21 protein-coding genes are annotated in these 24,665 nt (G+C 62.7%); 15 read left to right on the top strand and 6 right to left on the bottom strand.

The features are described 5' to 3' along the window. Nucleotides 1–9: 9 nt before the first annotated feature. From AC2CGQ_RS07895 to AC2CGQ_RS07885, 3 genes are read right to left on the bottom strand one after another with little or no spacing between them, the layout of a single operon-like run. Nucleotides 10–762 carry a maleate cis-trans isomerase family protein gene (locus AC2CGQ_RS07895; protein WP_015377793.1) on the bottom strand — a complete coding sequence of 251 codons (753 nt, stop codon included), beginning with the start codon at nt 760–762 and terminating at the stop codon, nt 10–12. A gap of 15 nt (nt 763–777) precedes the next feature. Continuing rightward, complete coding sequence (locus AC2CGQ_RS07890) at nt 778–1,572, bottom strand: alpha/beta fold hydrolase (RefSeq protein ID WP_076740248.1); 795 nt, start codon at nt 1,570–1,572, stop codon at nt 778–780. Beyond that, nucleotides 1,569–2,720, bottom strand: coding sequence for an FAD-dependent monooxygenase (locus AC2CGQ_RS07885; protein WP_076740247.1), 1,152 nt, complete (start codon nt 2,718–2,720; stop codon nt 1,569–1,571). Before AC2CGQ_RS07885 ends, AC2CGQ_RS07890 begins: the two co-directional genes overlap by 4 nt. Before the next feature lie 326 nt (nt 2,721–3,046). Here AC2CGQ_RS07885 and AC2CGQ_RS07880 point away from each other — a divergent pair, with 326 nt between their 5' ends. From AC2CGQ_RS07880 to AC2CGQ_RS07865, 4 genes are all read left to right on the top strand, one after another. Beyond that, on the top strand, nt 3,047–4,105 hold the full coding sequence (locus tag AC2CGQ_RS07880) for a 2,5-dihydroxypyridine 5,6-dioxygenase (RefSeq protein ID WP_015377796.1): 1,059 nt from the start codon (nt 3,047–3,049) through the stop codon (nt 4,103–4,105). Nucleotides 4,106–4,171: 66 nt separating this feature from the next. Beyond that, nucleotides 4,172–4,645, top strand: a complete 474-nt coding sequence (locus AC2CGQ_RS07875) for a MarR family winged helix-turn-helix transcriptional regulator (RefSeq protein WP_004938613.1) — start codon at nt 4,172–4,174, stop codon at nt 4,643–4,645. Nucleotides 4,646–4,730: 85 nt separating this feature from the next. Continuing rightward, nucleotides 4,731–5,273: a (2Fe-2S)-binding protein gene (locus tag AC2CGQ_RS07870; protein ID WP_015377797.1), complete on the top strand. Its 543-nt coding sequence runs from the start codon at nt 4,731–4,733 to the stop codon at nt 5,271–5,273. Further along, nucleotides 5,266–8,838, top strand: coding sequence for a molybdopterin cofactor-binding domain-containing protein (locus AC2CGQ_RS07865; RefSeq protein ID WP_484593559.1), 3,573 nt, complete (start codon nt 5,266–5,268; stop codon nt 8,836–8,838). The genes AC2CGQ_RS07870 and AC2CGQ_RS07865 overlap by 8 nt, the downstream gene beginning before the upstream one ends. A gap of 6 nt (nt 8,839–8,844) precedes the next feature. Here AC2CGQ_RS07865 and AC2CGQ_RS07860 read toward each other — a convergent pair whose 3' ends face one another. Further along, nucleotides 8,845–9,726, bottom strand: coding sequence for a LysR family transcriptional regulator (locus AC2CGQ_RS07860; RefSeq protein WP_033633115.1), 882 nt, complete (start codon nt 9,724–9,726; stop codon nt 8,845–8,847). Between the two features lie 108 nt (nt 9,727–9,834). Between AC2CGQ_RS07860 and AC2CGQ_RS07855 the strand changes: the two genes are divergently transcribed. The 9 genes from AC2CGQ_RS07855 (at nt 9,835) to AC2CGQ_RS07815 (ending at nt 21,063) form a co-directional block, all read left to right on the top strand. Then, the gene (locus tag AC2CGQ_RS07855) at nt 9,835–10,578 is read left to right on the top strand and encodes a sulfite exporter TauE/SafE family protein (protein ID WP_060559628.1); all 744 of its coding nucleotides are present in this window, start codon (nt 9,835–9,837) and stop codon (nt 10,576–10,578) included. 270 nt (nt 10,579–10,848) lie between these two features. Further along, nucleotides 10,849–11,172: a hypothetical protein gene (locus tag AC2CGQ_RS07850; RefSeq protein WP_180994458.1), complete on the top strand. Its 324-nt coding sequence runs from the start codon at nt 10,849–10,851 to the stop codon at nt 11,170–11,172. Between the two features lie 260 nt (nt 11,173–11,432). Continuing rightward, entirely contained in the window at nt 11,433–12,707 is a 1,275-nt protein-coding gene (locus AC2CGQ_RS07845; protein WP_082997675.1) for an HlyD family secretion protein, read from the top strand. Next, a complete protein-coding gene (locus AC2CGQ_RS07840) occupies nt 12,700–14,799 on the top strand; it encodes a peptidase domain-containing ABC transporter (RefSeq protein WP_484593558.1) in 2,100 nt (699 codons plus the stop codon). The genes AC2CGQ_RS07845 and AC2CGQ_RS07840 overlap by 8 nt, the downstream gene beginning before the upstream one ends. A gap of 169 nt (nt 14,800–14,968) precedes the next feature. After that, nucleotides 14,969–16,024, top strand: a complete 1,056-nt coding sequence (locus tag AC2CGQ_RS07835) for a P1 family peptidase (RefSeq protein WP_484593557.1) — start codon at nt 14,969–14,971, stop codon at nt 16,022–16,024. Nucleotides 16,025–16,040: 16 nt separating this feature from the next. Next, a complete protein-coding gene (locus tag AC2CGQ_RS07830) occupies nt 16,041–16,865 on the top strand; it encodes a M55 family metallopeptidase (RefSeq protein ID WP_015377804.1) in 825 nt (274 codons plus the stop codon). 201 nt (nt 16,866–17,066) lie between these two features. Next, a complete protein-coding gene (locus tag AC2CGQ_RS07825) occupies nt 17,067–19,289 on the top strand; it encodes a xanthine dehydrogenase family protein molybdopterin-binding subunit (protein ID WP_099981616.1) in 2,223 nt (740 codons plus the stop codon). Next, complete coding sequence (locus tag AC2CGQ_RS07820) at nt 19,289–19,747, top strand: (2Fe-2S)-binding protein (RefSeq protein ID WP_004940763.1); 459 nt, start codon at nt 19,289–19,291, stop codon at nt 19,745–19,747. Before AC2CGQ_RS07825 ends, AC2CGQ_RS07820 begins: the two co-directional genes overlap by 1 nt. A gap of 11 nt (nt 19,748–19,758) precedes the next feature. Then, nucleotides 19,759–21,063, top strand: coding sequence for a c-type cytochrome (locus AC2CGQ_RS07815; protein ID WP_280598238.1), 1,305 nt, complete (start codon nt 19,759–19,761; stop codon nt 21,061–21,063). Between the two features lie 37 nt (nt 21,064–21,100). Here the strand turns inward: AC2CGQ_RS07815 and AC2CGQ_RS07810 are convergent, their stop codons facing one another. Both AC2CGQ_RS07810 and AC2CGQ_RS07805 read right to left on the bottom strand, forming a co-directional pair. After that, entirely contained in the window at nt 21,101–22,270 is a 1,170-nt protein-coding gene (locus AC2CGQ_RS07810) for a cupin domain-containing protein (protein WP_085058669.1), read from the bottom strand. A gap of 292 nt (nt 22,271–22,562) precedes the next feature. After that, the gene (locus tag AC2CGQ_RS07805) at nt 22,563–23,474 is read right to left on the bottom strand and encodes a LysR family transcriptional regulator (RefSeq protein ID WP_033633109.1); all 912 of its coding nucleotides are present in this window, start codon (nt 23,472–23,474) and stop codon (nt 22,563–22,565) included. A gap of 103 nt (nt 23,475–23,577) precedes the next feature. Here AC2CGQ_RS07805 and AC2CGQ_RS07800 point away from each other — a divergent pair, with 103 nt between their 5' ends. Together AC2CGQ_RS07800 and AC2CGQ_RS07795 are read left to right on the top strand one after the other, a co-directional pair. Further along, nucleotides 23,578–24,144, top strand: a complete 567-nt coding sequence (locus tag AC2CGQ_RS07800; RefSeq protein WP_033633658.1) for a chromate transporter — start codon at nt 23,578–23,580, stop codon at nt 24,142–24,144. Then, the gene (locus AC2CGQ_RS07795; RefSeq protein ID WP_033633108.1) at nt 24,141–24,662 is read left to right on the top strand and encodes a chromate transporter; all 522 of its coding nucleotides are present in this window, start codon (nt 24,141–24,143) and stop codon (nt 24,660–24,662) included. The genes AC2CGQ_RS07800 and AC2CGQ_RS07795 overlap by 4 nt, the downstream gene beginning before the upstream one ends. The last annotated feature ends 3 nt before the right edge of the window (nt 24,663–24,665 follow it).

Here is a 24,665-nt window from a genome sequence, read left to right as displayed (position 1 = left end):
TCTGCCTCCTCAATAGGCGCCGGACAGCAGGGCGCCGGCGCCGGGGACGATCGGCTCCAGCTCCAGCGCGGTCAGCATCGCGTAAGTGGTGGCGATGGCGGCGGTGATCACCGGTTTGCCGGTTTGGGCCTCCACCGTCGGGACGGCCGGCAGCGAAGGCATCTGCACGCAGGCGGACAGCACGATAGCATCGACCTCGCGTAAGTCCATCTCGGCGACGATCCCCGGCAGCCTGGCCGGATCGTGCCGGCCGACTTCGAGGTTGTCCGGGATCTCCAGCGCGCGCCATACCTTGACCTCGATGCCTTCGTGCTGGATGTAGTCCACCACCAGCTGGGTCAGCGGTTTCATGTAGGGCGCCACCAGCGCGATGCGTTTGGCGCCGATCACCTTCAGGCCGTTGACCAGCGCGCCGGCGCTGCTGATAACCGGCGCGGCGGCCTGATTGTCTTTCGTCACCTGCGCCAGCCGGGCCTGCGATTCGCGGTGGTAGCCCAGCCCCATCGCCATGATGGCCACCAGGCAGGCGTAGCCGAGCACGTCGACCCGCGCGTCGGACAGCTCCAGCGCACAGCGGTCGGACTCGGCGTCCATCGCCGCCAATTCTTCTTTATTGACGTGTTTCATGCGCATGCGGCTGGAGTGAAAGGTGAAACGCTCCGGGCGTATCAACTGGCGCGCGCCCAGCATCGCCGGGATCTCGGTTTCCATCGTGGTGTTGGAGCTGGGCACGATCTGGCCGATGCGGTAGTGGTTGCTCATGTCGGTGTTCCTCAGTTAATCCAGAAAATCGCCCAGGGCGTGGAAGAAGCCGTCGAAATCGTCCCACGGGATCATGTGTCCGGCGTTCTCGACCTCGACGATGGCGATCTCCGGCTGCAGCGCGCGGATCTCCGCCCGGTCTTCGGGCTGAATGACGCCGCCTTTGCCCGCGGCCATCAGCAGCGTCGGCATGGTCAGCTGCGGGTAGTCGCGGTGGCTGTCCACCTGATGAAAATCGTCGTAGGCGCGTTGGATCGCCGGCTCGTAGCAGGTATGCAGCCACTCGGCGCGCAGCTGGCGCTGTTCTTCGCTCCAGGTTGGGCAAAAGGCGCGCATCTGCTCGGCGCTCATGCCCGGCTGCGACTGCCGGATGGAGTCGGCGTACCATGGCCATTGGCCGGGATAGGCGCGGCGGCCGGGGCCGGAAACCGGCGGATCGACCAGCACCAGCCGCCGCACGCCGGCGGGCCGCAAAGCGGCGGCGCGCAGGGCGAAGCGGGCGCCCATCGAATGGCCGAGCAGGGCGTAACTGTCCAGGTTCAGCGCGGCGGCGAAGGCGTTGACGTCCTGTGCGCAGGTCTCTGCGTCATAAGCCAGTTCCGGGCCGCTGGACGACAAACCGCGGCCGCGCACGTCGAGCACGTAGACGTCGTATTTTTCCCCCAGCCGCTCGGCGACGAAGCCCCAGGTGATCGCCGGGCTGGTGATGCCGGGCACCAGGATCAGCGCCGGGCCGTGGCCGCCGTAGCGCAGATAGTGTTGGCGAATGTTGTTGGCGTGAACGTGGGCGCCGTAGAGGAAGGTGCTCATGCGGCGTTCTCCGATTTCAGCGCTTGCGCGTACAGGTCATAGCCGTAAACCCAGGCCGGATCTTCCTGGGTGCGCAGGAAGGTGTTGGCGTTGGACACCGCCTGCACCCTGGAGGCGCGTTCCTTGCGGTTGGCTTCATACAGCTGGAAGGCGGTGCGGTAGTCGCCGAGGCCGGTTTCCTGCAGGCAGCGGGTCAGCATGGCGGCGTCTTCGATCGCCATCGCCGCGCCCTGCGCCATGTGCGGTTTCATCGGGTGGCAGGCATCGCCGAGCAGCACCAGACGGCCTTCGCTCCACAACGGCAGCGGTTTGCGGTTCAGCAATGGCCATTTGGTGACCTGTTCGCTGGATTCGATCAGCGCCTGCACGATCGGATGGTAGCCGGCGAAGGTCTCGAACATCTCTTCGCGGCTGCTGTCGATGAAGCTGCCCTGGAAATCCCAGGCCGGGTGCGGCACGCCGCTGACGTAGTAATATTCGTCGCGCCGTTGGGTGGTGTAGTAGACCATCAGATGGCGATCCGCCGACCACCACTTCACGCAGTCTTCGAACGTCAGGTTGTATTTCGCCAGCTTCTCGCCGCGGATCAGCGCGCGGTGGGCCACCCAGCCGCTGTAGGTCGGCGCTTCGGCGCCCAGCAGATGCTCGCGGATGCGCGAGTTGATGCCGTCGGCGCCGATCACGATATCAGCGTGGGCCGAGGTGCCATCGACGAAGTTCAGCGCCACCTCGTCACCGCGATCTTCAATCTTGCTCAGGCATTTGCCGAAGTGCAGGGTGCCGGGCTGCAGCGCGGAGAGCTGCAACGCCTGCAAATCGCCGCGGTGCACCGTCACATAGGCGGCGCCGTACTCCCGGCGGGCGAAGGCGCCCAGTTCGATGCGCGACAGGTAGTCGCCGCTTTCGGCGTCGCGGCTGAACCAGAAATCGGGATGAGACGCCATCTGCTCCAACCGTTGCTCAATACCGAGACGGCGGAAAATCTTCAGCACGTTCGGCCCCATGTGAATGCCGGCGCCGAGGCGCGAGAACGCCGGGCTCTGCTCATACAGATCGACGGTAAAGCCGGCTTTTTGCAGCAGCCCGGCGGCGGCGGCGCCCCCCAGCCCGGCGCCGACGACGGCGATGCGTGGTTGTTTGCTCATCATGTTTCCCCTGTCTGTTGGCTTTTTTCAGCGTAGGCCCAACGCGTGGTTGGACGATTGATTTATAGTGTATGCACTAGATAACGCAAAGTTGCAAAAGTGTTAAATCAGATCTTGCTCACGCTAATTGACAGCGCATTACTGTTAAACTCATGTTAATCACAGGATTGATAAGGCATGAAATAGGACTTTCTTATGATGGCCATCTGTGGCTTGCTTTCTCTTCCTTTTTTGACTTAGATAAAATGAGTGTGTTCACTTTAAATTGTTTGAAAAATAACCGCCGCCTTGCGGGCGTCGGATACCCTTGACGTGACAGGAGACAGGCCATGGCGGTCAATGAAACCCAGTTGGTACAGCTGTTCGAGCAGGTGCTTACGCTGTCGAAGGTCGATGCTTCGCAGAGCGTGGCGATTTTGAAAAGCCATTATTCCGATGCGCGCACGGTGCGCGCCGCGACCGACGCGGCGCTGCGGCTGGGCGCCAGGGTGTATGCCGTCGAACTGCCGGCGTTCAACCATCCGCGGGCGATGGGCAACGACATGACCGCCTATTGCGGCGATACCGCGCTGACCGGCAACCTGGCGGCGCAGCGTGCGCTGGAGGCCGCCGACCTGATCGTCGATACCATGATGCTGCTGCATTCGCCGGAGCAGGAACAGATCCTGAAAACCGGCACCCGCATCCTGCTGGCGGTGGAGCCGCCGGAGGTGCTGGCGCGCATGTTGCCCAACGCGGAGGACAAAGCGCGGGTGCTGGCCGCCGCCGCCGTGCTGGAGCAGGCGAAGCTGATGCAGGTGACCTCCGCCGCCGGCAGCGATTTCCGCGCGCCGCTCGGGCAATATCCGACGGTGACCGAGTACGGCTATGCCGATGAGCCGGGGCGCTGGGATCACTGGCCGAGCGGTTTCCTGTTCACCTGGCCGAATGAGGAGCAGGCGGAGGGCGTGTTGGTGCTGGAGGTTGGCGATATCTTGCTGCCGTTCAAAAGCTATGCGCGCGAACGCATCACGCTGGAGATCGAACAAGGGTTCGTCACCCGCATTCACGGCGGTTTTGAGGCGGAATACCTGCGCGAATACATGAAATACTTCGACGATCCGGAAGTGTACGGTATCTCGCACATCGGCTGGGGTTTGCAGCCTCGCGCCCAGTGGACGGCGATGGGCCTGCACGACAAGAACGACGGCATGTGCATGGACGCGCGCGCGTTCTACGGCAACTTTCTGTTCTCCACCGGGCCGAATACCGAAGTGGGCGGCACGCGCAAAACGCCTTGCCATATGGACATCGCGCTGCGCCGCTGCGACATTCGTCTCGATGGGCAAACGGTGGTGGCGGACGGGGAAGTGGTGGCGCCGGAGGCGTCGCGCGTGCGCCGGGCCTAATCGTTGCTGCCAACGGCGGGGGTTTGTACTATTCTCGTGGATTCCATAGATGGTGAGAGTAACGCAATGACGCCCCCCGAATACCCGTCAGCCGTGAGCGGCCAACCCGAAAATTATCATTTTACCGAGCAAGTCGGGCACCTGCTGCGCAAGGTTTATCAGCGCCACGTGGCGATTTTCCAGCAAAACGTCGGCGATTCGCAGCTGACGGCGGTGCAGTTCATCACCCTGTGCGCGGTGCGCGATATGGGGCCGAGCTCGCTGACCGAGCTGGTGCAGGTGACGGCGGTGGATCAAGCCACCATCCGCGGCATCGTCGAGCGGCTGAAGGCGCGCGATCTGATCACGGTGACGCCGGATCCGGTGGATCGGCGCAAGGTGGTGGTCGGCCTGACCGACGCCGGCGGCGCGCTGCTGGCGGAAACGGTGCCGCAGGCGGCGAAAATCACAGAATTGACGTTCGGCACGCTGAACCCGGCCGAACGGATAGCGCTGATATTCCTGCTGAATAAAATGCTGGAAGACCCTGCCACCGGCTGATTCGCCCGCGCAACGTCGGTTGCCTGGTGGTCGGTGGCGAGAGGCCAGCCCATAAGACCATCAAGTGCAGGCGGAGACGCAAACAATGGCGATATCTGAAGTGCAATCGCCCAGGGAAGGCGCGAAAACCACGCTGACGGAGCATCCGCTGATGCTGTCGGTGAACGGCGAACAGCTTCATGCGCAGGTGATGGCGGATACGCCGCTCTTGCTGGTACTGCGCAACGATCTGGCGCTCAACGGCCCAAAATACGGCTGCGGCCTGGGCGAATGCGGCGCGTGCACCGTGCTGATCGACGGCGTGGCGGCGCGCTCCTGCGTGATCCCGGCCCTCGGCGTGTCCGGCCGGGCGATCGTGACCCTGGAAGGTCTCGGCACTCGCCGGCGCCCGCATCCGGTGCAGCGCGCCTTTATCGAAGAGCAGGCGGCGCAATGCGGCTACTGTCTCAATGGCATGATCATGACCACCAAAGCCCTGTTGGATCGCAATCCCGCCCCGAGTGAGGCGGAGATCCGTCAGGCGCTGTCCGGCAATCTGTGCCGCTGCGGCACCCATCTTGAAATCCTGCGTGCGGTTCAGCGCGCCATCATTCTCTGCCGCGATGAGGACGCCCACGATCATGACTGATTCCCGTACCCCATCGCCGAGCCAGGCCGAATTGCTGCAGCGCGACGGCGTTCTGTTGATCGTCGACAGCGTGCAACCGCCGCCGGGGCTGGTGCCCAAGGGGCAAACGCCGGTGCTGAAGCCCAAGGAGCAAGGGTTGTTTATCGCCCTGTGCGGCAGCGGTGAAATCTATGCCTTTAACGGCCATGTCGATCTCGGCACCGGCGTGCGCACCGCGCTCGGGCAGATCGTCGCCGAAGAGCTGTACCTGCGCATGGATCAGGTGCAAATGGTGTTGGGCGATACCGAGCGCGCGCCGAATCAGGGCGCCACCATCGCCAGCGCCACGCTGCAGATCGCCGCCGTGCCGCTGCGTAACGCCGCCGCCGAAGCGCGCCGTTGGCTGTTGCGCCAGGCGGCGCAGCGCTTCGATGCGCCGGTGGAACGGCTGACGCTGGAGGAGGGCGTGATCCGCAGCCCGCAGGGGCAAGCGCTCAGCTACGCCGAATTGGTGGCCGGCGGTCATGTCGAACTGTCTATTTCCGGCGACGCGCCGCTGAAACCGCAGGCGGAGTATCGCCTGGTGGGCACCAGCGCCGCGCGCGTCGATATTCCGGCCAAGGCGACCGGCGAAACCACTTACGTACACGATATGCGGTTGCCGAATATGCTGCACGGCCGGGTAGTGCGGCCGCCCTATGCCGGGTACGACAGCGGCGAATTTGTCGGCACCAGCCTGCTGGCGGTGGACGAAACCTCGATCGCGCATATTCCCGGCATCGTCAAACTGGTGGTGATCGGCGATTTCATCGGCATTGTCGCCGAGCGCGAAGAGCAGGCGATCAAGGCGGCGCAGGCGCTGCAGGTCAGTTGGAAAGACTGGCGGCGCAATTTGCCGCAGATGACCGACGTGGCGCAGGCGCTGCGCGACAACCCGCATTCGACCCGAGTGGTGCACGATACCGGCGACGTGGACGCGGCGCTGGCGGCGGCCGACAGGCGTTTCACCCGCAGCTACCTGTGGCCGTATCAGCTTCATGCCTCGATTGGCCCTTCCTGCGCGCTGGCGGACTACCGGCCGGAGCGTCTGCAGGTCTGGTCAGGCAGCCAGAACCCGCACCTGCTGCGCGCCGATCTGGCCTGGCTGCTGGAGTACCCGGAAGCGCAGATCGAGATCGTTCGCATGGAGGCGGCCGGCTGCTATGGCCGCAATTGCGCTGATGACGTCTGCGCCGACGCGGCGCTGCTGTCGCGCGCGGTGGGCAGGCCGGTGCGGGTGCAACTGACCCGCGAACAAGAACATGTGTGGGAACCGAAGGGCACGGCGCAACTGATGGAGGTGGACGGCGGGCTGGACGCCGCCGGGCACCCGGTCGCCTACGATTTTCGCACCTATTATCCTTCCAACGGCGCGCCGACGCTGGCGCTGCTGCTGACCGGCCGGGTCGAGCCGCTGCCGGTGGCCTATGAAATGGGCGATCGCACTTCGGTGCCGCCTTATGAGTATCCGGCGCTGCGCGTCAGCATCGAGGACATGGCGCCGATCGTGCGTGCCTCCTGGATGCGCGGCGTTTCCGCCTTGCCCAACACCTTCGCCCACGAGTCTTATATCGATGAGCTGGCCCACGCCGCCGGCGTCGATCCGCTGGAGTATCGGCTGCGCTACATCAATGATGAACGCGCCAGTGAACTGATGCGCAGCACCGCAGAACGCGCCGGCTGGACGCCGCATACCGAACCGATGCAGACCCCGGCGGAAGACGGCGTGCTGCGCGGGCGCGGCTTTGCCTATGCCCGTTACATCCACAGCAAGTTTCCCGGCTTTGGCGCGGCCTGGGCCGCCTGGGTGGCCGACGTGGCGATCGACAAAGCCAGCGGCGAAGTGGCGGTGACGCGCATCGTGGTCGGCCACGACGCGGGCATGATGGTTAACCCGGACGGCGTGCGCCACCAAATTCACGGCAATGTATTGCAATCGACCAGCCGGGTATTGAAAGAGCGCGTGACCTTTGAGGAATCGACGGTCTCCGCCAAAGAATGGGGGGCCTACCCGATCCTGACCTTCCCGGAGGTGCCGGAGGTGGACGTGGTGATGATGCCGCGCCCTTACGATCCGCCGCTGGGCGCCGGGGAGTCGGCGTCGGTGCCCAGCGCGGCGGCCATCGCCAACGCGGTGTTCGACGCCACCGGCATTCGTTTTCGCGAGCTGCCGATCACCTCGGACAAGCTGCGTGAGGCGCTGAACGGGCCGGATGCCGAACGGCAGGCCGCGCCGCCCAAGAAAAAGAAGCGCGGCAAATGGTGGTTCGGCGGCGCGGCGGGGCTGTTCGGCGCCGTGCTGGGCATCGCCGGCAGCGCCTTGCCGTGGCGGGCGGAGATCGCGCCGGTGGCGACGCCCGGCGCCGGCACCTGGTCGGCCGCCACGCTGGAGCGCGGCCGTCAGCTGGCCGCCGCCGGAGACTGCGCGGTTTGCCATACCGCATCGGAAGGGGCGACCAACGCCGGCGGGCTGGCGATGGCGACGCCGTTCGGCACGCTCTACAGCACCAATATTACCCCGGACGTGGCAACCGGCATCGGCAACTGGTCGTTTACTGCGTTCGATCGGGCGATGCGCCAGGGTATCGCCCGCGACGGCCGCCACCTCTATCCGGCATTTCCTTACACCGCCTTCAGCAAAATGACCGACGGCGACATGCAGGCGCTGTACGCTTATCTGATGTCGCAACCGGCGGTGCGCCAGAGCAACCCGGCCAATCAGATGCGTTTCCCGTTTAACCTGCGGCCGCTGATGGCCGGCTGGAACGCGCTGTTCCTGCGCCAGGGGGAATATCAACCCGATCCGCAACAAAGCGCGCAATGGAACCGCGGCGCTTATCTGGTCAACGGGCTTGGCCATTGCGCCGCCTGCCATTCGCCGCGCAACCTGCTGGGGGCGGAAAAGGGCGGCGCGGCTTTCCTGGCGGGGGGGATGGTGGACGGGTGGGAAGCGCCGGCGCTGAATCAATTGGCCAACGCGGAAAAACCCTGGACCGAGGAACAGCTGTTTCAGTATTTCCGCAGCGGGCATTCCGCCGAGCACGGCGTGGCGGCCGGGCCGATGGGGCCGGTGGTGAGCGAGCTGGCGACGTTGCCGCAGAGCGATCTGCGGGCGATGGCCAATTATGTGATGTCGCTGAGCGCCAAGTCGACGCTGAACGTGGAACCGCAGGCGCAGTTGGCGGCTCGCGCATTGCCGGCGGTGGGGCAACTTGCCGGTGAGCGGTTGTTTCAGGGCGCTTGCCAGGCCTGCCACAGCGCCGCCGCCGGCGGGCCGCAGCTGTTCGGCGTCAGCCCGGATCTGGCCAATAACACCAACATCTTCAGCGAACGCCCCGATAACCTGATCAAGGTGATCCTGCAAGGGATCCCCAAACCGGCCACCGCCGAATTGGGCTTTATGCCGGGCTTTAAGGACAGTTTTTCCGATCGGCAGGTAACGGCGCTGGTGAATTATTTACGCCAACGCTATGCCGGCGACAAACCGGCCTGGCGCGACGTGGAGGCGCAGGTTGCGCGGTTGCGCGCAGAGCCGGGCATGCACTGAGCCGCCTCAGGCATGGCGCAGGAACGCCACCAGCCGCTGCGCCGGCAGCGGCAACTGCGCCGGGTCACGCACCGCGATCGACAGGCGCCGGGTCGCCCAATCGTCCGTCAGCGGCAGTGCGCTGTGCCGAATTTCCGGCTGGCGTTGTGCGCTCTCTTCCGGCACCACCGCCAGCCCGGCGCCGCGCAGCACCATGCGGCAGATGGCGTCGAAATGAGCGGCACGCGCCCGCAATCGCATCGGGCCGCCGCTGCGTATCGCCAATTGCTCAAGATGTTGTTGCAGCGCGCTCTCTTCCGGCAGGCCGATGAAATCAAAAGGCAGGGCGTCCGCAAAGCTGACCTGCCGGCGGCCGCTGAGCGCATGCCCCGGCGGCAGCGCCAGCACCAGACGATCCTGGCGAAAAGGGTAACTTGTCAGCCCGCGCAGATCGGCGTGGTCCGCGACGATGCCGATATCCGCCGCTCGTTCGGCGATCGTCTGCGCGATGGCCGGGCTGGGCAGCTCTTCCAGCGCGATATCGGTGTGCGGGTGCAGCATCAGAAAATCCGCCAACAGCTCCGGCAAAAAGGCGTCGGCGGCGACGGTATTGGCGACGATGCGCAGCTGGCTGCGCTGGCCCGGCGCGAACTCGGCCATATCACCGCGCAGCCGGTCGCGCTGCTGCAATAGCACTCGCGCGTGATGCAACAGGCGCTCACCGGCGGGCGTCGCCTGGACGCCGCGCGGATTGCGCGTCAGCAGCGCTACGCCGGCCTGTTGCTCCAGCCCGCGCATGCGGGCGCTGGCGGCGGCCAGCGACAGCCCGACGCGCTCGGCGCCGGCGGTGATGCTGCCGGTCTCGAGCACCGCCGCCAACAGCCGCAGATCGATAAAGTCAAAATGCATGCGTTTTCCCCTCTGTCTTTGCCGCAGGCAGGCTCTGTCATTGCCGCATTGTGCCGCGGCGCGGCGCTGGCCACAATCGAGCCGTTGATTCGCCATAAGGATAGACGCATGTCGCTGACGTTACTCGAAATTGTCGCCCTTACGGGCATTTTTACGCTGGCCGGCACGGTCAAAGGGGCGATCGGTCTGGGGTTGCCGACGGTGTCGATGGGGTTGCTCAGCCTGATGATGCCGCCGGGGCAGGCCGCCGCGCTGCTGCTGTTGCCCTCGCTGATCACCAACCTGTGGCAACTGCTGTGCGGGCCGACGCTGTGGGCGCTGTGGCGGCGGCTCTGGCCGATGATGCTGTGCGTCACGCTGGGCACATTGTTGAGCGCCGGAGCGCTCACTGCTGGCGACGGCGGCCTGGCGCCGCTGGCGCTGGGCATGTGTCTGATCGGCTATGCCCTGTTGGGATTCACCCGTTTCGACTGGCGCATTTCCGCCGAGGCAGAGCCTTGGCTGGGGCCGCTGTGCGGCCTGGTGACCGGTACGCTGACCGGCGCCACCGGGGTGTTCGTCATTCCGGCGGTGCCTTACCTGAATGCGTTAGGCCTGGCGCGCGATGAGCTGGTGCAGGCGCTGGGGCTGTCGTTCACCGTCTCGACGCTGGCGCTGGCCGCAGGGTTGGCCTGGCATCAGGCGCTGCCCGGCTCGTTGCTCGGCGTTTCCTTGCTGTCGCTGTTGCCGGCGTTGGCCGGCATGTGGCTGGGGGAGAGGGTGCGCCGTCATTGTCGCCCGCAGCTGTTTCGCCGCCTTTTCTTTATTGGGTTATTAATCCTGGGCGTTGAGATTATTTGGCGATTCAATTAATTGAATCGATAGCATCTGCGTGTAATTGGGTTCGGTATATTATTCTGGATTTTATTTTAATATGATGGGTTGCAATGTTTAGAACACACTTTTCTTATTGGTTTTTTTCATGAAATACAGGATGGTTATGGATTTTTATTAGTGTGTTTTAATTTTTCCACTACAGCTATTTTTAATGGCTGTAAAACCAGCAAACCCATAGGAGAGTATTTATGAAGGAAATTTTAAGCAGCCAACTCGATGCGATGTCGGGTGGATGGCAGGATCGCGATGGGAGTGGAAAAAGATCGTCTGATAGCGGAGATGGGGTATATGATGAATAGATATGTTGTTTTTATAAAGAGTGATGAATCAAAAGTGCTAAGAAAGGAAGTGGTTACACGAGAAATTATTAAGAGTATGAAGCGGAAGGGATTCAGGAAGCATCATATCGAAGTAGAGGCTGATAACGAAAACGATGCTATTAACAAATTAAATAAGAAAAGCAATGATTATTTGTATTCATTGAGAAATTTTTCAGGTGATTTATTGTTCTGTTCTATTTGTGTTATTGTTATGACGATAGTCTATTTTGCCACGATGAAAATGAGTTAGAAGTAGATGCTGTTGGATTTAAAAAATAAAACGGCTTGTCGAACTGGATCTCTCTGGTTTCCTCTGGATATGATACTGCCATAGGGTGAAAAATACGTTCATGAAAATTTATTGGTGCTAGGATCACTCAGAAGATTTAAAGGTGTTTATTTTAATAGTTTCATATCCTCTCACCAAAATTAACTGATCTTCTGCTTGTTTTATTATCAATACAATAGCCTGTGAATTTGAATGTTAGCTATCACTAAGGGACGCTGATCATGTTTCGCCAGGAAGCGATCGATAATCAGAAAATGAAATGGCGTGGCCGGGCGCTCCTCCTTCCCGGCATTCCCTTTTGGTTCACGGCGGGGCTGTGCCTGTTTTTTCTCATTGCTTTTCTCACCTTCACCATCGCCGGCACCTATACCCGGCGGGTCAACGTGACCGGTGAGATCAGCACCTATCCCCGCGCCGCGAACGTTTACTCCACGGTTCAAGGGGTAGTGGTCAAACAATTTGTCACCGAAGGGCAGGTGATTGCCGTTGGTGCCCCCATTTACCAGATCGACGTCAGCAAGAGTACCCGTAGCGGTGTGCTCAGCGACAACCAACGGCGGGATATCGATGGCCAGCTGGCGCGCATTGCGCAAATCATTAACCGACTGGAAAGCAGCAAGCAGGCCACGCTTATCATGCTGGAACAACAGAAGGCGCAATACACCGCTGCATTCACCCGCTCCACCGATATCCTCAAACGCGCCCAGGAAGGGATACGCATCATGAAGGAAAACATGGAGAACTACCGGCACTATCAGACCAAGGGGCTGATCAATAAGGATCAGCTCACCAATCAGGTGGCGCTGTATTACCAGCAGCAGAACAACCTGCTGGGCCTGTCCGGCCAGAACGAACAGAATGCGTTGCAGATCACCGCGCTGGAGAGCCAGATCCATATCCAGGCTGCCGAATTCGACAACCAGATCTACCAGATGGAGCTGCAGCGCTATGAGCTGCAAAAGGAGCGGCAAAACATCGATGCCACTGGCGATATTATCGTTCGCGCGCTGGCCGGCGGCCGCATCGATTCGCTGAGCGTCACGGTTGGCCAGATGGTCAACATTGGCGACAGTCTGCTGCAGATTATTCCGCAAAACATCGATCGCTATGCCCTGGTACTGTGGGTGCCCAACGACGCCATCCCCTACATTGCCGCCGGCGATAAGGTCAATGTGCGCTATGACGCCTTTCCGGCGGAGAAGTTCGGCCAGTTCGCCGGCACCGTGTCCGTCATCTCCAAAGCCCCGGCTTCACCGCAGGAAATGCTGACCTACCAGGGGGCGCCCAAAGCGGCGCTGACCGCCGCCGTGCCTTACTACAAGGTGATTGTTATCCCGGAAAAACAATCCATTGCTTACGATGGCAAACGTCTGAGCCTGGAAAACGGCATGAAAGCGCAAAGCACTCTGTTTCTGGAAAAAAGGAAGATGTATCAATGGATGCTGTCGCCGTTCTACGACATGAAACACAGTGCGACGGGGCCGGTCAATGAGTAGGAGCACATTCAAACAGCGGGTCAGCCAACTGGATCTGCGGCTGCGCCACCGGGTTCCGATGATGCACCAGACCGAGTCGTCGGAATGCGGGCTGGCCTGTCTGGCGATGATCTGCGGTTATTACGGCAAAAACATCGACCTGATCGCGCTGCGCCGGCAGTTCAATCTGTCATCCCGCGGTGCCACATTGGCTGGACTGACCGGTATCGCCGAGCAATTGAGGTTGAGCACCCGTCCTCTGTCTCTGGATCTGGACGAACTCGGTGCGCTAAAACTGCCCTGCATTCTGCACTGGGAATTCAACCATTTCGTGGTGCTGGTCAGCGTCAAAGGTCACCGCGCGGTGCTGCACGATCCGGCGCGCGGGCGCCGGGCCGTCAGCCTGACGGAACTGTCGCACAGTTTCACCGGCGTAGCGCTTGAGGCCTGGCCCGGCAGCGAGTTCACCGCCGACAGCGTCCGCCATCGCATTCATCTTCGCACGCTGATCGGCAGCGTGCATGGCCTCAAGGGGGCGCTCGGCAAAATATTTTGCCTGTCTCTGGTGTTCGAAACCATCAACCTGGTGATGCCCATCGGCACGCAGCTGGTGATGGATCACGCCATTCCCGCCGGAGATCGCGGGTTACTGTCGCTCATCTGCGCCGGATTGATGCTGTTTATCTTGTTGCGGGCTGCCATCGGCATGGTGCGGGCATGGTCAGGATTGGTCATGGCGACGCTTATCAACGTGCAGTGGCAGTCCGGGTTGTTCACCCATCTGCTGCGCCTGCCACTCGGTTACTTTGAACGGCGTAAGCTGGGTGACATTCAATCACGCTTCGGTTCACTGGATACGCTGCGCAGCACTTTCACCACCAGTATCGTCGGCGCCATCATGGACGGCATCATGGTGATCGGTGTGCTGGTGATGATGGCGCTGTATGGCGGCTGGCTGACCTGGGTAGTGCTCACTTTCACTGCGCTTTATGTGTTGATGCGGCTGCTGACCTATGGATATTACCGTCAGCTGTCCGAGGAGGCGCTGGTGAGAGAGGCGCGGGCCGGCTCGTATTTTATGGAAACGCTATACGGTATCGCTACCGTCAAAATGCAGGGCATGGCAGAACGCCGCATCGCCCACTGGCTCAATCTTGAAATCGACACCATCAACACGGGTATCCGCGTCACCAGGATGGACATGCTGTTTGGCGGGATCAACACCTTCATAGCGGCGTGCGACCAGATCGTCATTCTGTGGCTGGGAACCAGCCTGGTGATCGATAACCAGATGACCCTCGGCATGTTCGTAGCGTTCGGCGCCTTTCGGGGCCAGTTCTCCGACCGCATCGGGTCGCTGACGGAATTTTTGCTGCAGCTGCGCATGATGAGCCTGCATAACGAGCGCATTGCCGATATCGCCCTGCATCCGCGGGAGGCGCGTAAACCCGATCACCCTTACACGGCGGGGCTGCAACCTTTGGGATTGACGACCCATGCCCTGAGCTATCGTTACGACAGTCAGTCATCGGCTATCTTTGATGGCCTGGACATCAGCGTTGCGCCGGGCGAAAGCGTGGCCATCGTGGGCCCGTCCGGCGCCGGCAAAACCACGTTGATGAAGGTGTTGTGCGGACTGTTTACCCCGGATTCAGGGCGGGTTGAGGTGAACGGTGTCGATATCCGCCAGCTCGGCATCAACAACTACCACAAAATGATTGCCTGCGTGATGCAGGACGACAAACTGTTCTCCGGCTCGATCCGGGAAAATATTTGCGGGTTTGCGGACGAGGTGGACGATGCCTGGATGCAAGCCTGTGCCCGTGCCAGCTATCTGCATGACGTGGTTTTACGCATGCCTATGGGATATGAAACACTGATTGGCGAGTTGGGGGAAGGATTGTCCGGCGGGCAAAAACAACGGCTATTCATAGCCCGGGCAATCTACAAAAAACCGGCTATTTTGTTTCTGGATGAGGCCACCAGCGCGCTGGATAAGGAGAGCGAAGCTGTGGTGAATCAGGCCATCAAGAGACTCAATATCACTAAGCTGATCATTGCCCACCGTGAAACGACCATTGCGTCGGCAGATCGGGTTATACATTTGGGATAAGGGGGGGATCACCCGCGGCACCGGCCATTTTCACTGTTTCCCCCTAAAAACCCAATAAATGGCGATGGGGCAAGGCTATTTTTGCTGCTCGCTTCGGCTTTCAATTTACGGCGCGGCGCATTGCGCGATATTCTGGTTTTCTGATGGGCTGACGGCGGATGAGGGAACCATGACAGACAGCCAGGCGTTTGAACAACAAAGCCTCGACAATCTGCTGAGCTATTGGCGGCGCCATCGCCGCCTGCCGGGCGCGCGCTATCCGGCCGGCCCGACCGACACCCTGTGTGACGTGCCGGGCGTCAGCGTCGGGCATCACACGCTGGCCGACGGCGAATGCCAGACCGGCGTTACCGCCATCGTGCCGCCGGGTGATCTGTTTAACCAGCCGCTGCCGTGTGGTAGCGCGGTGCTCAACGGCTTCGCCAAGCCGCTGGGGCTGGTGCAGCTGAACGAGCTGGGGGTGCTGCAAACGCCTATTCTGCTGAGCAACACCTTCGCCGTCGGCACGCTGTTCAACGTCATGGTGCGGCGCAGCTGTCTGCGTTACCCGCAGATCGGCCGCGGCAGCGCCACCATTAACCCGCTGGTGCTGGAGTGCAACGACGGCTACCTCAACGATATTCAGGCGATGGCGGTGCGTGAGGAGCACGTCTTCAGCGCGCTGGATAACCATTCCACCCGCTTTGCGCGCGGCAGCGTTGGCGCCGGGCGCGGCATGAGCAGCTTCGGCTTGAAAGGGGGCATCGGCACCGCCTCGCGCTATTGTCCTGGGCTCGGCACCACGCTCGGCGTGCTGGTGTTGGCCAACTTCGGCACCCTCGACTCGCTGACGCTGAGCGGCGTGCGCGTTGGCCAGGCGCTGGGCAAGCTGTTGGCGGATCCGCCGCCGCAGGTGGACGCCGGTTCGGTCATTATCATCATCGCCTGCGATCGGGCGCTGGACAGCCGCCAGCTGAACCGCATCGCCCGCCGCGCGGGCGCCGGTTTGGGGCGGGTGGGCAGCCATTGGGGGCACGGCTCCGGCGATATCGCGCTGGCGTTTTCCACCCGGTTGCTGGGGGCGACGTTGCCGGACGAGCGGCTGGAGCCGCTGTTTGCGGCCGCCGCGGACGCCACCGAATACGCGGTGTTGGATGCCTTGCTGAGCGCGGAAGGCGTCAGCGGTTTCCAGCAGCACGATCGTATGGCGTTGGGCCCGCTGCTCGATCGGCTGGCGGCAAATTAAATAACGGGAGTGTGATGTGAAAGTCTTTATCTCTGCGGATATTGAGGGTATTGCCGGCGTGATGCGGCCGGAGCAGTGCAACCCGGCCCATGCTGACTATGCTGCGGCGCGCGAGCTGATGGAGCAGGAGGTCAACGCCGCCATCGACGGCGCTTTTGCCGGCGGCGCCACCGAGGTGACGGTGGCCGACAGCCACGCGATGATGCAGAACCTGCGCGCCGATCGCATCGATGCGCGGGCGCGCCTGGTGCAGGGCAAACCGCGCGGGCTATCGATGGTGGAAGGGCTGCAGCATCAACGTTACGACGGCCTGATGTGTATCGGTTATCACAGCGCCGCCGGCGAACGCGGCGTGCTGGCGCATACCATCAATGGCCGGGCCTTTTACCGCGTCAGCCTGAACGGCGAGGTGGTAGGCGAAAGCGATCTGTATGCGGCGGCGGCGGCCGAGTTGAACGTCCCGCTGTGGCTGGTGAGCGGTGACGACGAGCTGCAACGCTGGATCGCTGAACGTTATCCGCAATCTGGCTATGTTTGCGTGAAACGCGCCATCTCGCAAACCGCCGCCGAATCGCTCAGCCCTCAGCGGGCGCGGGCGGAGATCCGCGAGCGGGCGATGCAGCAGGTGCGCCAGGGCGCCAGACTGCCGGTGGAGCGCCGCTTCATGCCACCTTACCGGTTGACGCTGATGGCGGCCAAACCGGTGCTGGCGGATCTGTTCAGCCTGGTGCCCGGCGTGCAGCGCCAGGACGCGCTCACCGTGGCCTTCGACAGCGACAACATGGCGGCGCAAATCCGCCTGCTCAGCGTCTTCTCCTCTCTGGCGACGACGCAGAGCTGACTCCCGGTGCGGGTTCCCGCCCGCACCGCACGATTCTCCAACAGAAAATCCCTTATCAAGATTAGGCCTGCTGAATAATAGGCTACGCTAATTATTGCTCTGTTGCGCTATGTCACCTGACCGGCGCGGCAAGCCATTCCCATAACAAGAGTTGTTTTGCCGAAGGCAGTGACGCCTTCGGTTTTTTTGGAGTCATGAGCAATGAGCATATCCCAAGTTCCGCTTTCGCGGCGGCGGTTTATCGTCGGCGCCGGGGCGTTGGTGATCGGCGCCTATCTGCCGTCCACCGGCGCGCTGGCGCGCTCGAACGCCCCGGCCGCCTCCGGCACGGCGGCGTTAGACGCCAACGCCTTCGTTCAGATTGGCGCCGACGGCGTCGTCACCGTCATCAGTAAACACACCGAAGTGGGCCAGGGGGTCTATACCGGCATGGCGACGCTGGTTGCCGAAGAGCTCGACGCCGACTGGGCGCAGGTGCGGGTCGTGGCCGCGCCGGTGGACACCAATATCTACAAGAACCTGGCGTTCGGATTCCAGGGCACCGGCGGTTCCAGTTCGGTGGCCAATGCCTATGAGCAAATGCGGCGCATGGGCGCCATGGCGCGCGCGCTGCTGGTGCAGGCCGCCGCGCAGAGCTGGAAAACCTCGGCGCAGGAAATCACCGTGCAGGCGGGCAAGATCCGCCATGCCGCCAGCGGGCGAGAAGCGGGCTTTGGCGAGTTCGCCGCGCTGGCCGCCACGTTGCCGCCGCCCGATCCCGCCAGCCTGACGCTGAAGGACCCGGCCAATTTCATCCTGATCGGCAAAACGCGCGGTTTGCACCGCGTCGATTCGCTGGCGAAAACCAACGGCAGCGCGCAGTTCTCGCAGGATATCCACGAGCCGGACATGCTGACCGTCACCATCAAGAAACCGCCGCGTTTCGGCGGCAAAGTGGCGACCTTCGACGCCGAGCGGGCGCTGGCGGTGCCGGGCGTGGTGGCGGTGAAACAGGTTGCCACCGGCGTAGCGGTTTACGCCAAAAACACCTGGGCGGCGATCCAGGGGCGGGAACGGCTGAGGGTCACCTGGGACGATGCGCAGGCCGAACGGCGCAACACCGAGGAGATCTACGCCGAGTTCCGCCAGGTGGCGCAGAAAACCGGCGTGGTGGCGAAGAGCCACGGCAAGCCGGACGAGGTGTTCGATAAGGCCGACAAGGTGATCGAGGCTGAATACACCTTCCCGTACGTCGCCCACGCGCCGATGGAGCCGCTGGACGGCTATCTGTTCTGGGACGGCGAGAGCGTTAAGGCGCGCTACGGTTGCCAAATCCAGACGCTTGACCACAAGCAGCTGTGCGATCTGTTCGAGTTGCCGCCGGACAAGGTGCAGATTGAAACCATTCTGGCGGGCGGCAGCTTCGGCCGGCGCATCGATTTAGGCAACCCGACGCTGGGGCCGGATCTGGCGGCCGACATGGCGGCGGCGGCCAAGGGCATCGGCCCCGGCCACGGCGTGAAGGTGGTATGGACGCGCGAGGACGACATCCGCAACGGCTGGTATCGCCCGATGATCCTGCACCGCCTGCGCGGCGCCATTCGCGGCGGCAAGGTGGTGGGCTGGACCGATACCGTGGTCGGCCACTCCTGGACGCGCCACAGCGCGATGGATGCGCTGGTGGTCAACGGGCTCGATCAAATGATGGTCGAGGGCGCCAGCGAGGTGTCATACACCTTCGAAGCCTTCCGCTGCGATGCGCACATCGTGCCCGGCAAGGTGCCGACCACCTCGCTGCGGTCGGTCGCCAGCACCCACACCGGCCACGCGGTGGAGAGCTTTATCGATCAGCTGTTGCAGGAAACCGGGCAGGATCCGGTCGAAGGGCGGCTGGCGCTGATGGGCGATGCGCCGCGCGCGGCGGGCGTGCTGCGGGCGGTGGCCAAAGCCGCCGGCTGGCAGGGCGCCAAGGTGGTGGACGGGCGCGCGCGCGGCGTGGGCGTCGCCAAGGCGTTCGATACCTATGTGGCGCAGGTGGCCGAGGTGTCGATCGGCGAAGGCGGCATCCCGAAAGTGCACAAGGTGTGGTGCGCGGTGGACTGCGGCGTGGCGGTGAACCCCGACGTGATCCGCGCGCAGATCGAGGGCGGCATCGGTTACGGCCTCAGCATGGCGCTATACGGCAATATCACGCTGAAAGACGGCGTGGTCGAACAGTCCAATTTCAATAACTTCCGCCCGCTGCGCATCGATGAGATGCCGGAGGTCGAGGTGATCATCGTGCCCTCGACCGAGAAACCGACCGGCGTGGGCGAGCTGGGGGTGCCGACCATCGCCCCGGCGGTCGGCAATGCGCTGGCGCTGCTCGGGCGGCCGCGCACTTCGCTGAGCCTGCCGCTGCATAATCCCACTGCGAATCCGGCGTCTGACAAGGAGAGAACCTGATGATTCATTTAACCGTAAACGATCAGCCGCTGACCTTTGAGGGCGATCCGCACATGCCGCTGCTGTGGTTTCTGCGTGACGAAGCCGGCCTGACCGGCACCAAGTTCGGCTGCGGCATCGCCATGTGCGGCGCCTGTACCGTGCATCTGGACGGCGTGCCGGTGCGTTCGTGCATGACGCCGGTCTCCGCCGCCGTCGGCAAGAAAATCACCACCATCGAAGCCGTGGGCGCCACGCCGGAAGGCAAGGCGGTGCAGGAAGCCTGGCTTGATCTGGACGTGGTGCAGTGCGGTTACTGCCAGTCCGGCCAGATCATGAGCGCCAGCGCGCTGTTGGCGCAAAGCAAGGATCCGAGCGATGCGGACATTGACGCGGCGATGGGCGGCAACGTCTGCCGCTGTGCCACCTATGTGCGCATTCGCGCTGCCATCCACCAGGCCGCCAAGGCGTTGGGTTAGGGAGAGATGCGATGAGCAATGCCTTGAAAGGGCTGTTATGGCTGATTATCGCCGTGGTGGTGTTGGCGGGAGGATACGCGCTGTACACGCTGCTGCGGCCCACCGGCGCTGAGCCGGCGGCGCCGATCGCCGGGGCGCCGGCCGGCATGACCGACAAACTGGCGCGCGGCGAGTACCTGGCGCGCGCCGCCGACTGCGTGGCGTGCCACACCGCGCCGGGCGGCGCGCCTTATGCGGGCGGCTTCGCCTTCAAATTGCCGTTCGGCACCATTTACGGCACCAACATCACCGCCGACAAGGAGACCGGCATCGGCAACTGGAGCGACGATCAGTTCGTGCGCGCGGTGCGTGAGGGCATCGGACCGCAGGGCAACCTGTATCCGGCGATGCCTTATACCTCGTACACCGGGCTGAGCCGCGACGACGTGCTGGCGATCAAGGATTATCTGTTCAGCCTGCCGCCGGTGAAACAGGCCAACCCGCAAAACGAGCTGTCGTTCCCGTTCAACCAGCGCTGGGGCATGAAATTCTGGAACCTGGCGTTCTTCCATGAGCAGCGCTTCGCGCCGGATCTCAACAAGGACGAACAGTGGAATCGCGGCGCCTATCTGGCGACGGCGCTGGGCCACTGCGGCGAGTGCCATACGCCGCGCAATCTGGGGTTCGGTCTTAACCAGAGCAAGCACCTGAGCGGTGAAGTGGTGCAGGGCTGGTTCGCCGCCAACATCACGCCGGACAAACAGACTGGCATCGGTGACTGGAGCGACCAGCAGCTGTCGCAATATCTGGCTACCGGCCATGCGCCGGGGCGCAGCAGCGCCGCCGGCCCGATGGCGGAGGCGGTGGAAAACAGCCTGCAGTTCCTGACGCCGGAAGATAATCTGGCGCTGGTGAAATACCTGCGCGACATCGAGCCTATCGCCGGCGACGGCGCGGCGGCGGTGAACCTGCAGCCGAAGGGCGCGGGGGCTTCCACGCCGATCCTGCCGGGCGGGCAAGACAGTTCGCTTGGGCGCCGGGTGTTCGCCAACGACTGCAGCGGTTGCCACCAGTGGAACGGGCCGGGCCGCCAAAGCGAGTACGCATCGCTGGTCGGCAGCACGGCGGTGAACGATCCGCAGGGGCGCAGCGTGGTGCAGGCCATCCTGAAGGGGACGAGCATCAGCGTCGGCGAGCGGCATGAGATGATGCCGGCGTTCGGCAGCGCCTATTCCGACGAGGAAGTGGCGGCGGTCGCCAACTTTGTGGTCGGCCATTTCGGCGACAAGCAGGGCAAAGTCACCGCCAAACAGGTGGCGGAGCAGCGCAAGCAGTAAAGAAAAGCGGCGAGGGAGCGGCTCCCTCGCCGCGGCGTCAGCGGCTGCGCCGCGACATCACCCGTTTGTCTTTTGGCCGATCCCGCCAGTCTTCAACCTGGTTATTGAAGTTGTCCGCCAGCAGGTAGGCCGGGGTTTTCGCCAGCCAGTCGGACAACGAAATATCCTGATAAATGCCGTTGTCCATCACGATCAAGACCTTCAAATCCTCATCGCCGATGTTCTCGATGTAATGGCCGAAGCCCTGCGGCACGTAACCGACGTCTGAAGGGGCGTACTCTTCCGTCTGCGCGTGGCCGTGCGAGCTGAACACCGTCATGCGGCCTTTGCCGGCAATATAGTATTGCCATTCGTTGGCGTTGGGGTGCCAGTGCAATTCCCGGATCGCGCCGGGTTTCACGATCTCGATGATGCCGGTCATGGTGGTGGAGATGGGGAATTCTTTCGACGACACCAAATGGACGCTGCCCGCGTCATTTTCAAAGAACGGCTTTTGCTTCATTAATTCATAACGGTGGGTCAGCGGGGCGTTATTTAATCCGCCGTCGTTTTTCGGCAATGGCAATGTGGGCGGGATGGCGCCGCCGACAATATAAGCTTCACCCTGTTTGGCCTTGGAAAATACCGCCGCCGGCATGTTGACGCTTTTTTCCAATACCTCTTTCGGCATATGCGCCACCCAATCGGTGATGCTGAAGGTGCCGAATTCGGAGAAATGGCCGTTATCGAACGCCAAAATAAAATGCGCGCCGTCCGCCAACGCCTGAATGGAATGGCCGTAGCCTTTCGGGAAATACCAGACGTCGCCGGGCCCGAAATCCGCCACTTCGCATTTGCCTTCGGGATCGAGAATGGTGATGCGCGCATGGCCCTCCAGCATAAATGCCCATTCGGCGGCGATGGCATGCCAGTGCAGTTCGCGCACGCCACCCGGTTCCAGCGTCATGTCGACGCCGGCCACGCCCTCGGAGATCGGGAATTGCTCGACGGTGGCTTCACGCGCCCAGCCGCTGGGCAGGCTGCGCTTTTTGCTGTCGGTGAATTTGTATTTATAGAGATGCTGCGCATCGGCAGGCGGCTGATAGCTGCTGGGGGGCACGATATTGCGATGGTCGTCGGCAGCGGCATTTTTGGCGATGCCGCCAATCATGCCGGCGGCGGCCGCGCTGACGGCGGAGACTTTCAATATATCACGACGCGATAGCATAGCATTTTCTCCAATATAAAGCCGTGCGCCTGCAGAAGCAGGCGACAGGGAAGGCGCGTTCGCCATTGAAATGATTTTTTGTCATCGGCGGAAATAGGCTGTGACCCTTAAATCCTAGCGGCTGGAAGGTATTGCGTAGGCGCTTATTTGTTTGCGTTTGTTACTAAGTGAGTGCAGGTTTAATTAATTAAACGGAAGTTGAATAGTCATTGGATGGAATTAATTTTAGTCGCCGGATAATTTAAATAAATAATAAACGAACGTCATTTTTTATTGGCCGTTTGGGCTATTTTTATGACTGTCCCACGGTCTCCAGCACCAGTTGCCGAAAGCGCTCGACGATCGGCGAGGCCGGACTGCGGCGCAGCGCCAGGTAAAGCGGGGCGCTGAGCTGCGCCTCTGCGGCGAGAGTGCGGTAGACGATGCCGTCGCCGCCCAGCCGCCGCATCGAACCGGGCACGATTGACACCCCCAATCCGGCGCCGACCAGGCTGAGGGTGGCCGGCAGGCGCGGCGCTTCCTGCACGATGCGCGGGCTGAAGCCGGCGCGGTGACAGGCGGCCAGAATGGCGTCGTACAGCCCTTGGCCGGCCGGGCGGCGATAGAGAATAAACGCCTCGTGGGCCAGTTCGGCCAACGGCAGCGGCTGCTGCGTCTCATGCGCCAGCCGATGGCCCAGCGGCAGAGCGACGATCATCGGCTCGCTGAGCACCGGCTCGACGCTCAGGCCGGGAATGCCGTTGGCCGGCGAGCGCACGAAGGCGGCGTCGAGGCGCTGTTCCAGCAACGCCTCCATCAGTTCGCCGCTGCCGGCCTCTTCCAACTGAGTGGTGATGCCCGGCAGGATGTCGCGGTAGCGGCGCAGCAGGTTGGGCACGAACGGGTGCAGCGCGGCGGAACTGGTGAAACCGATGGCGATATGGCCCTGCTCGCCGCGGGCGGCGCGCTGCACCGCTTCCCGCAGGCGTTCGGCGCGCGCCAGCAGGGCGCGGGCTTCTTCGAACAGCACGCCGCCCGCTTCGGTGACGCGCACGCCGCGCGGCAATCGCTGCAACAATTTCACGCCCAATTCATCTTCCAACCCCTGTAATAAACGGGTCAGCGGCGGCTGCTGGATAAACAGCCGCTCGGCGGCGCGGGTGATGTTGCCTTCTTCCACCACGGTGACGAACGCCCGCAGGCGACGCAGTTCGATCATAGCCATACCTCAAAGGTATCTTTAGTAGTTCCGGAATGCATTAGACATCATGGCACGGCGGCGCGCATGATACCAGACATCAAAACAAGCGATGTGGAACGGCAATGTCATGTCAGATATCAATACGTTAAAACCGCACCCGGCGGCAGCGCCGGGCAACGCGGCGCTGTTTTTGGGCTTTCTGTGGTTGGGGCTGATCGGCTTCGGCGGTGTGCTGCCGATGGCGCGCAGCATGTTGGTGGAGCGGCGGCGCTGGCTGAGCGGCGAACAGTTCACCGAGCTGCTCGGGCTGTGCCAGTTTCTGCCCGGCGGCAACGTGATCAACCTGTCGGTAGCGGTGGGCATGGAGTTTCGCGGGCTGCGCGGCGCGCTGTGCGCCTTGCTGGGCCTCATCAGTGCGCCGACGGCGATTGTGGTGGGGCTGGGCGTGGTGTACGCCCGCTTCCAAAACGATCCTCATGTGCAGCATGTGTTCGCCGGTCTGGCCGCCGCCGCCGCCGGGTTGCTGCTCTCGACCGGGATTAAGATGCTGCTGCCGCTGCGCGGCAAGTGGGCGGCGCTGGCGATTGTGGCGCTGGCGCTGATCGCCATTGCCTGGCTGCGCCTGCCGCTGTTGCCGACCATGCTGGTGCTGGCGCCGCTGAGCATTCTGCTGATGTGGCGGTGGCCGTCATGAGCGGGGTGTTGATGGCGTTGGCGCTGATCTTTACCGAGCTCTCTCTGCTGGCGTTCGGCGGCGGCATGACCATTCTGCCGGAGATGCAGCGGCAGGTGGTGGAGGTGCATCAGTGGATGAGCGCCCAGGAGTTCAGCGCGCTGTTCGCCATGGCGCAGGCCGCGCCGGGGCCGAACATGATGATCGTGCCGCTGGTCGGTTGGCACGTGGCCGGCTGGGCGGGGCTGCTGGTGTCTTCGATCGCCAAGTTCGGGCCGTCTTCCATCGTCACGCTGCTGGTGATGGGGGCCTGGCGGCGCTTTAAGGATCGTCCGTGGCGCCGCATCGTGCAGGCCGGGCTGGTGCCGCTGACCGTGGGGCTGGTGGCGGCCAGCGGCCTTTTGATCGCCGAGGCTTCCGCGCCCAATTGGCGGCTGGCGGCGATCGTGGCGCTGGCGACGGGGTTGAGCATGAGCAAGCGCCTCCATCCGCTGTGGGTGCTGGCCGGTGGCGCGCTGCTCGGCTTGCTGTTCGCCTGAAGG

The organism is Serratia sp. DFXYC6 (assembly GCF_057196085.1).
The sequence above is the reverse complement of the archived record's forward strand: the minus strand, read 5'-3'. Positions and strand labels throughout refer to the sequence as shown.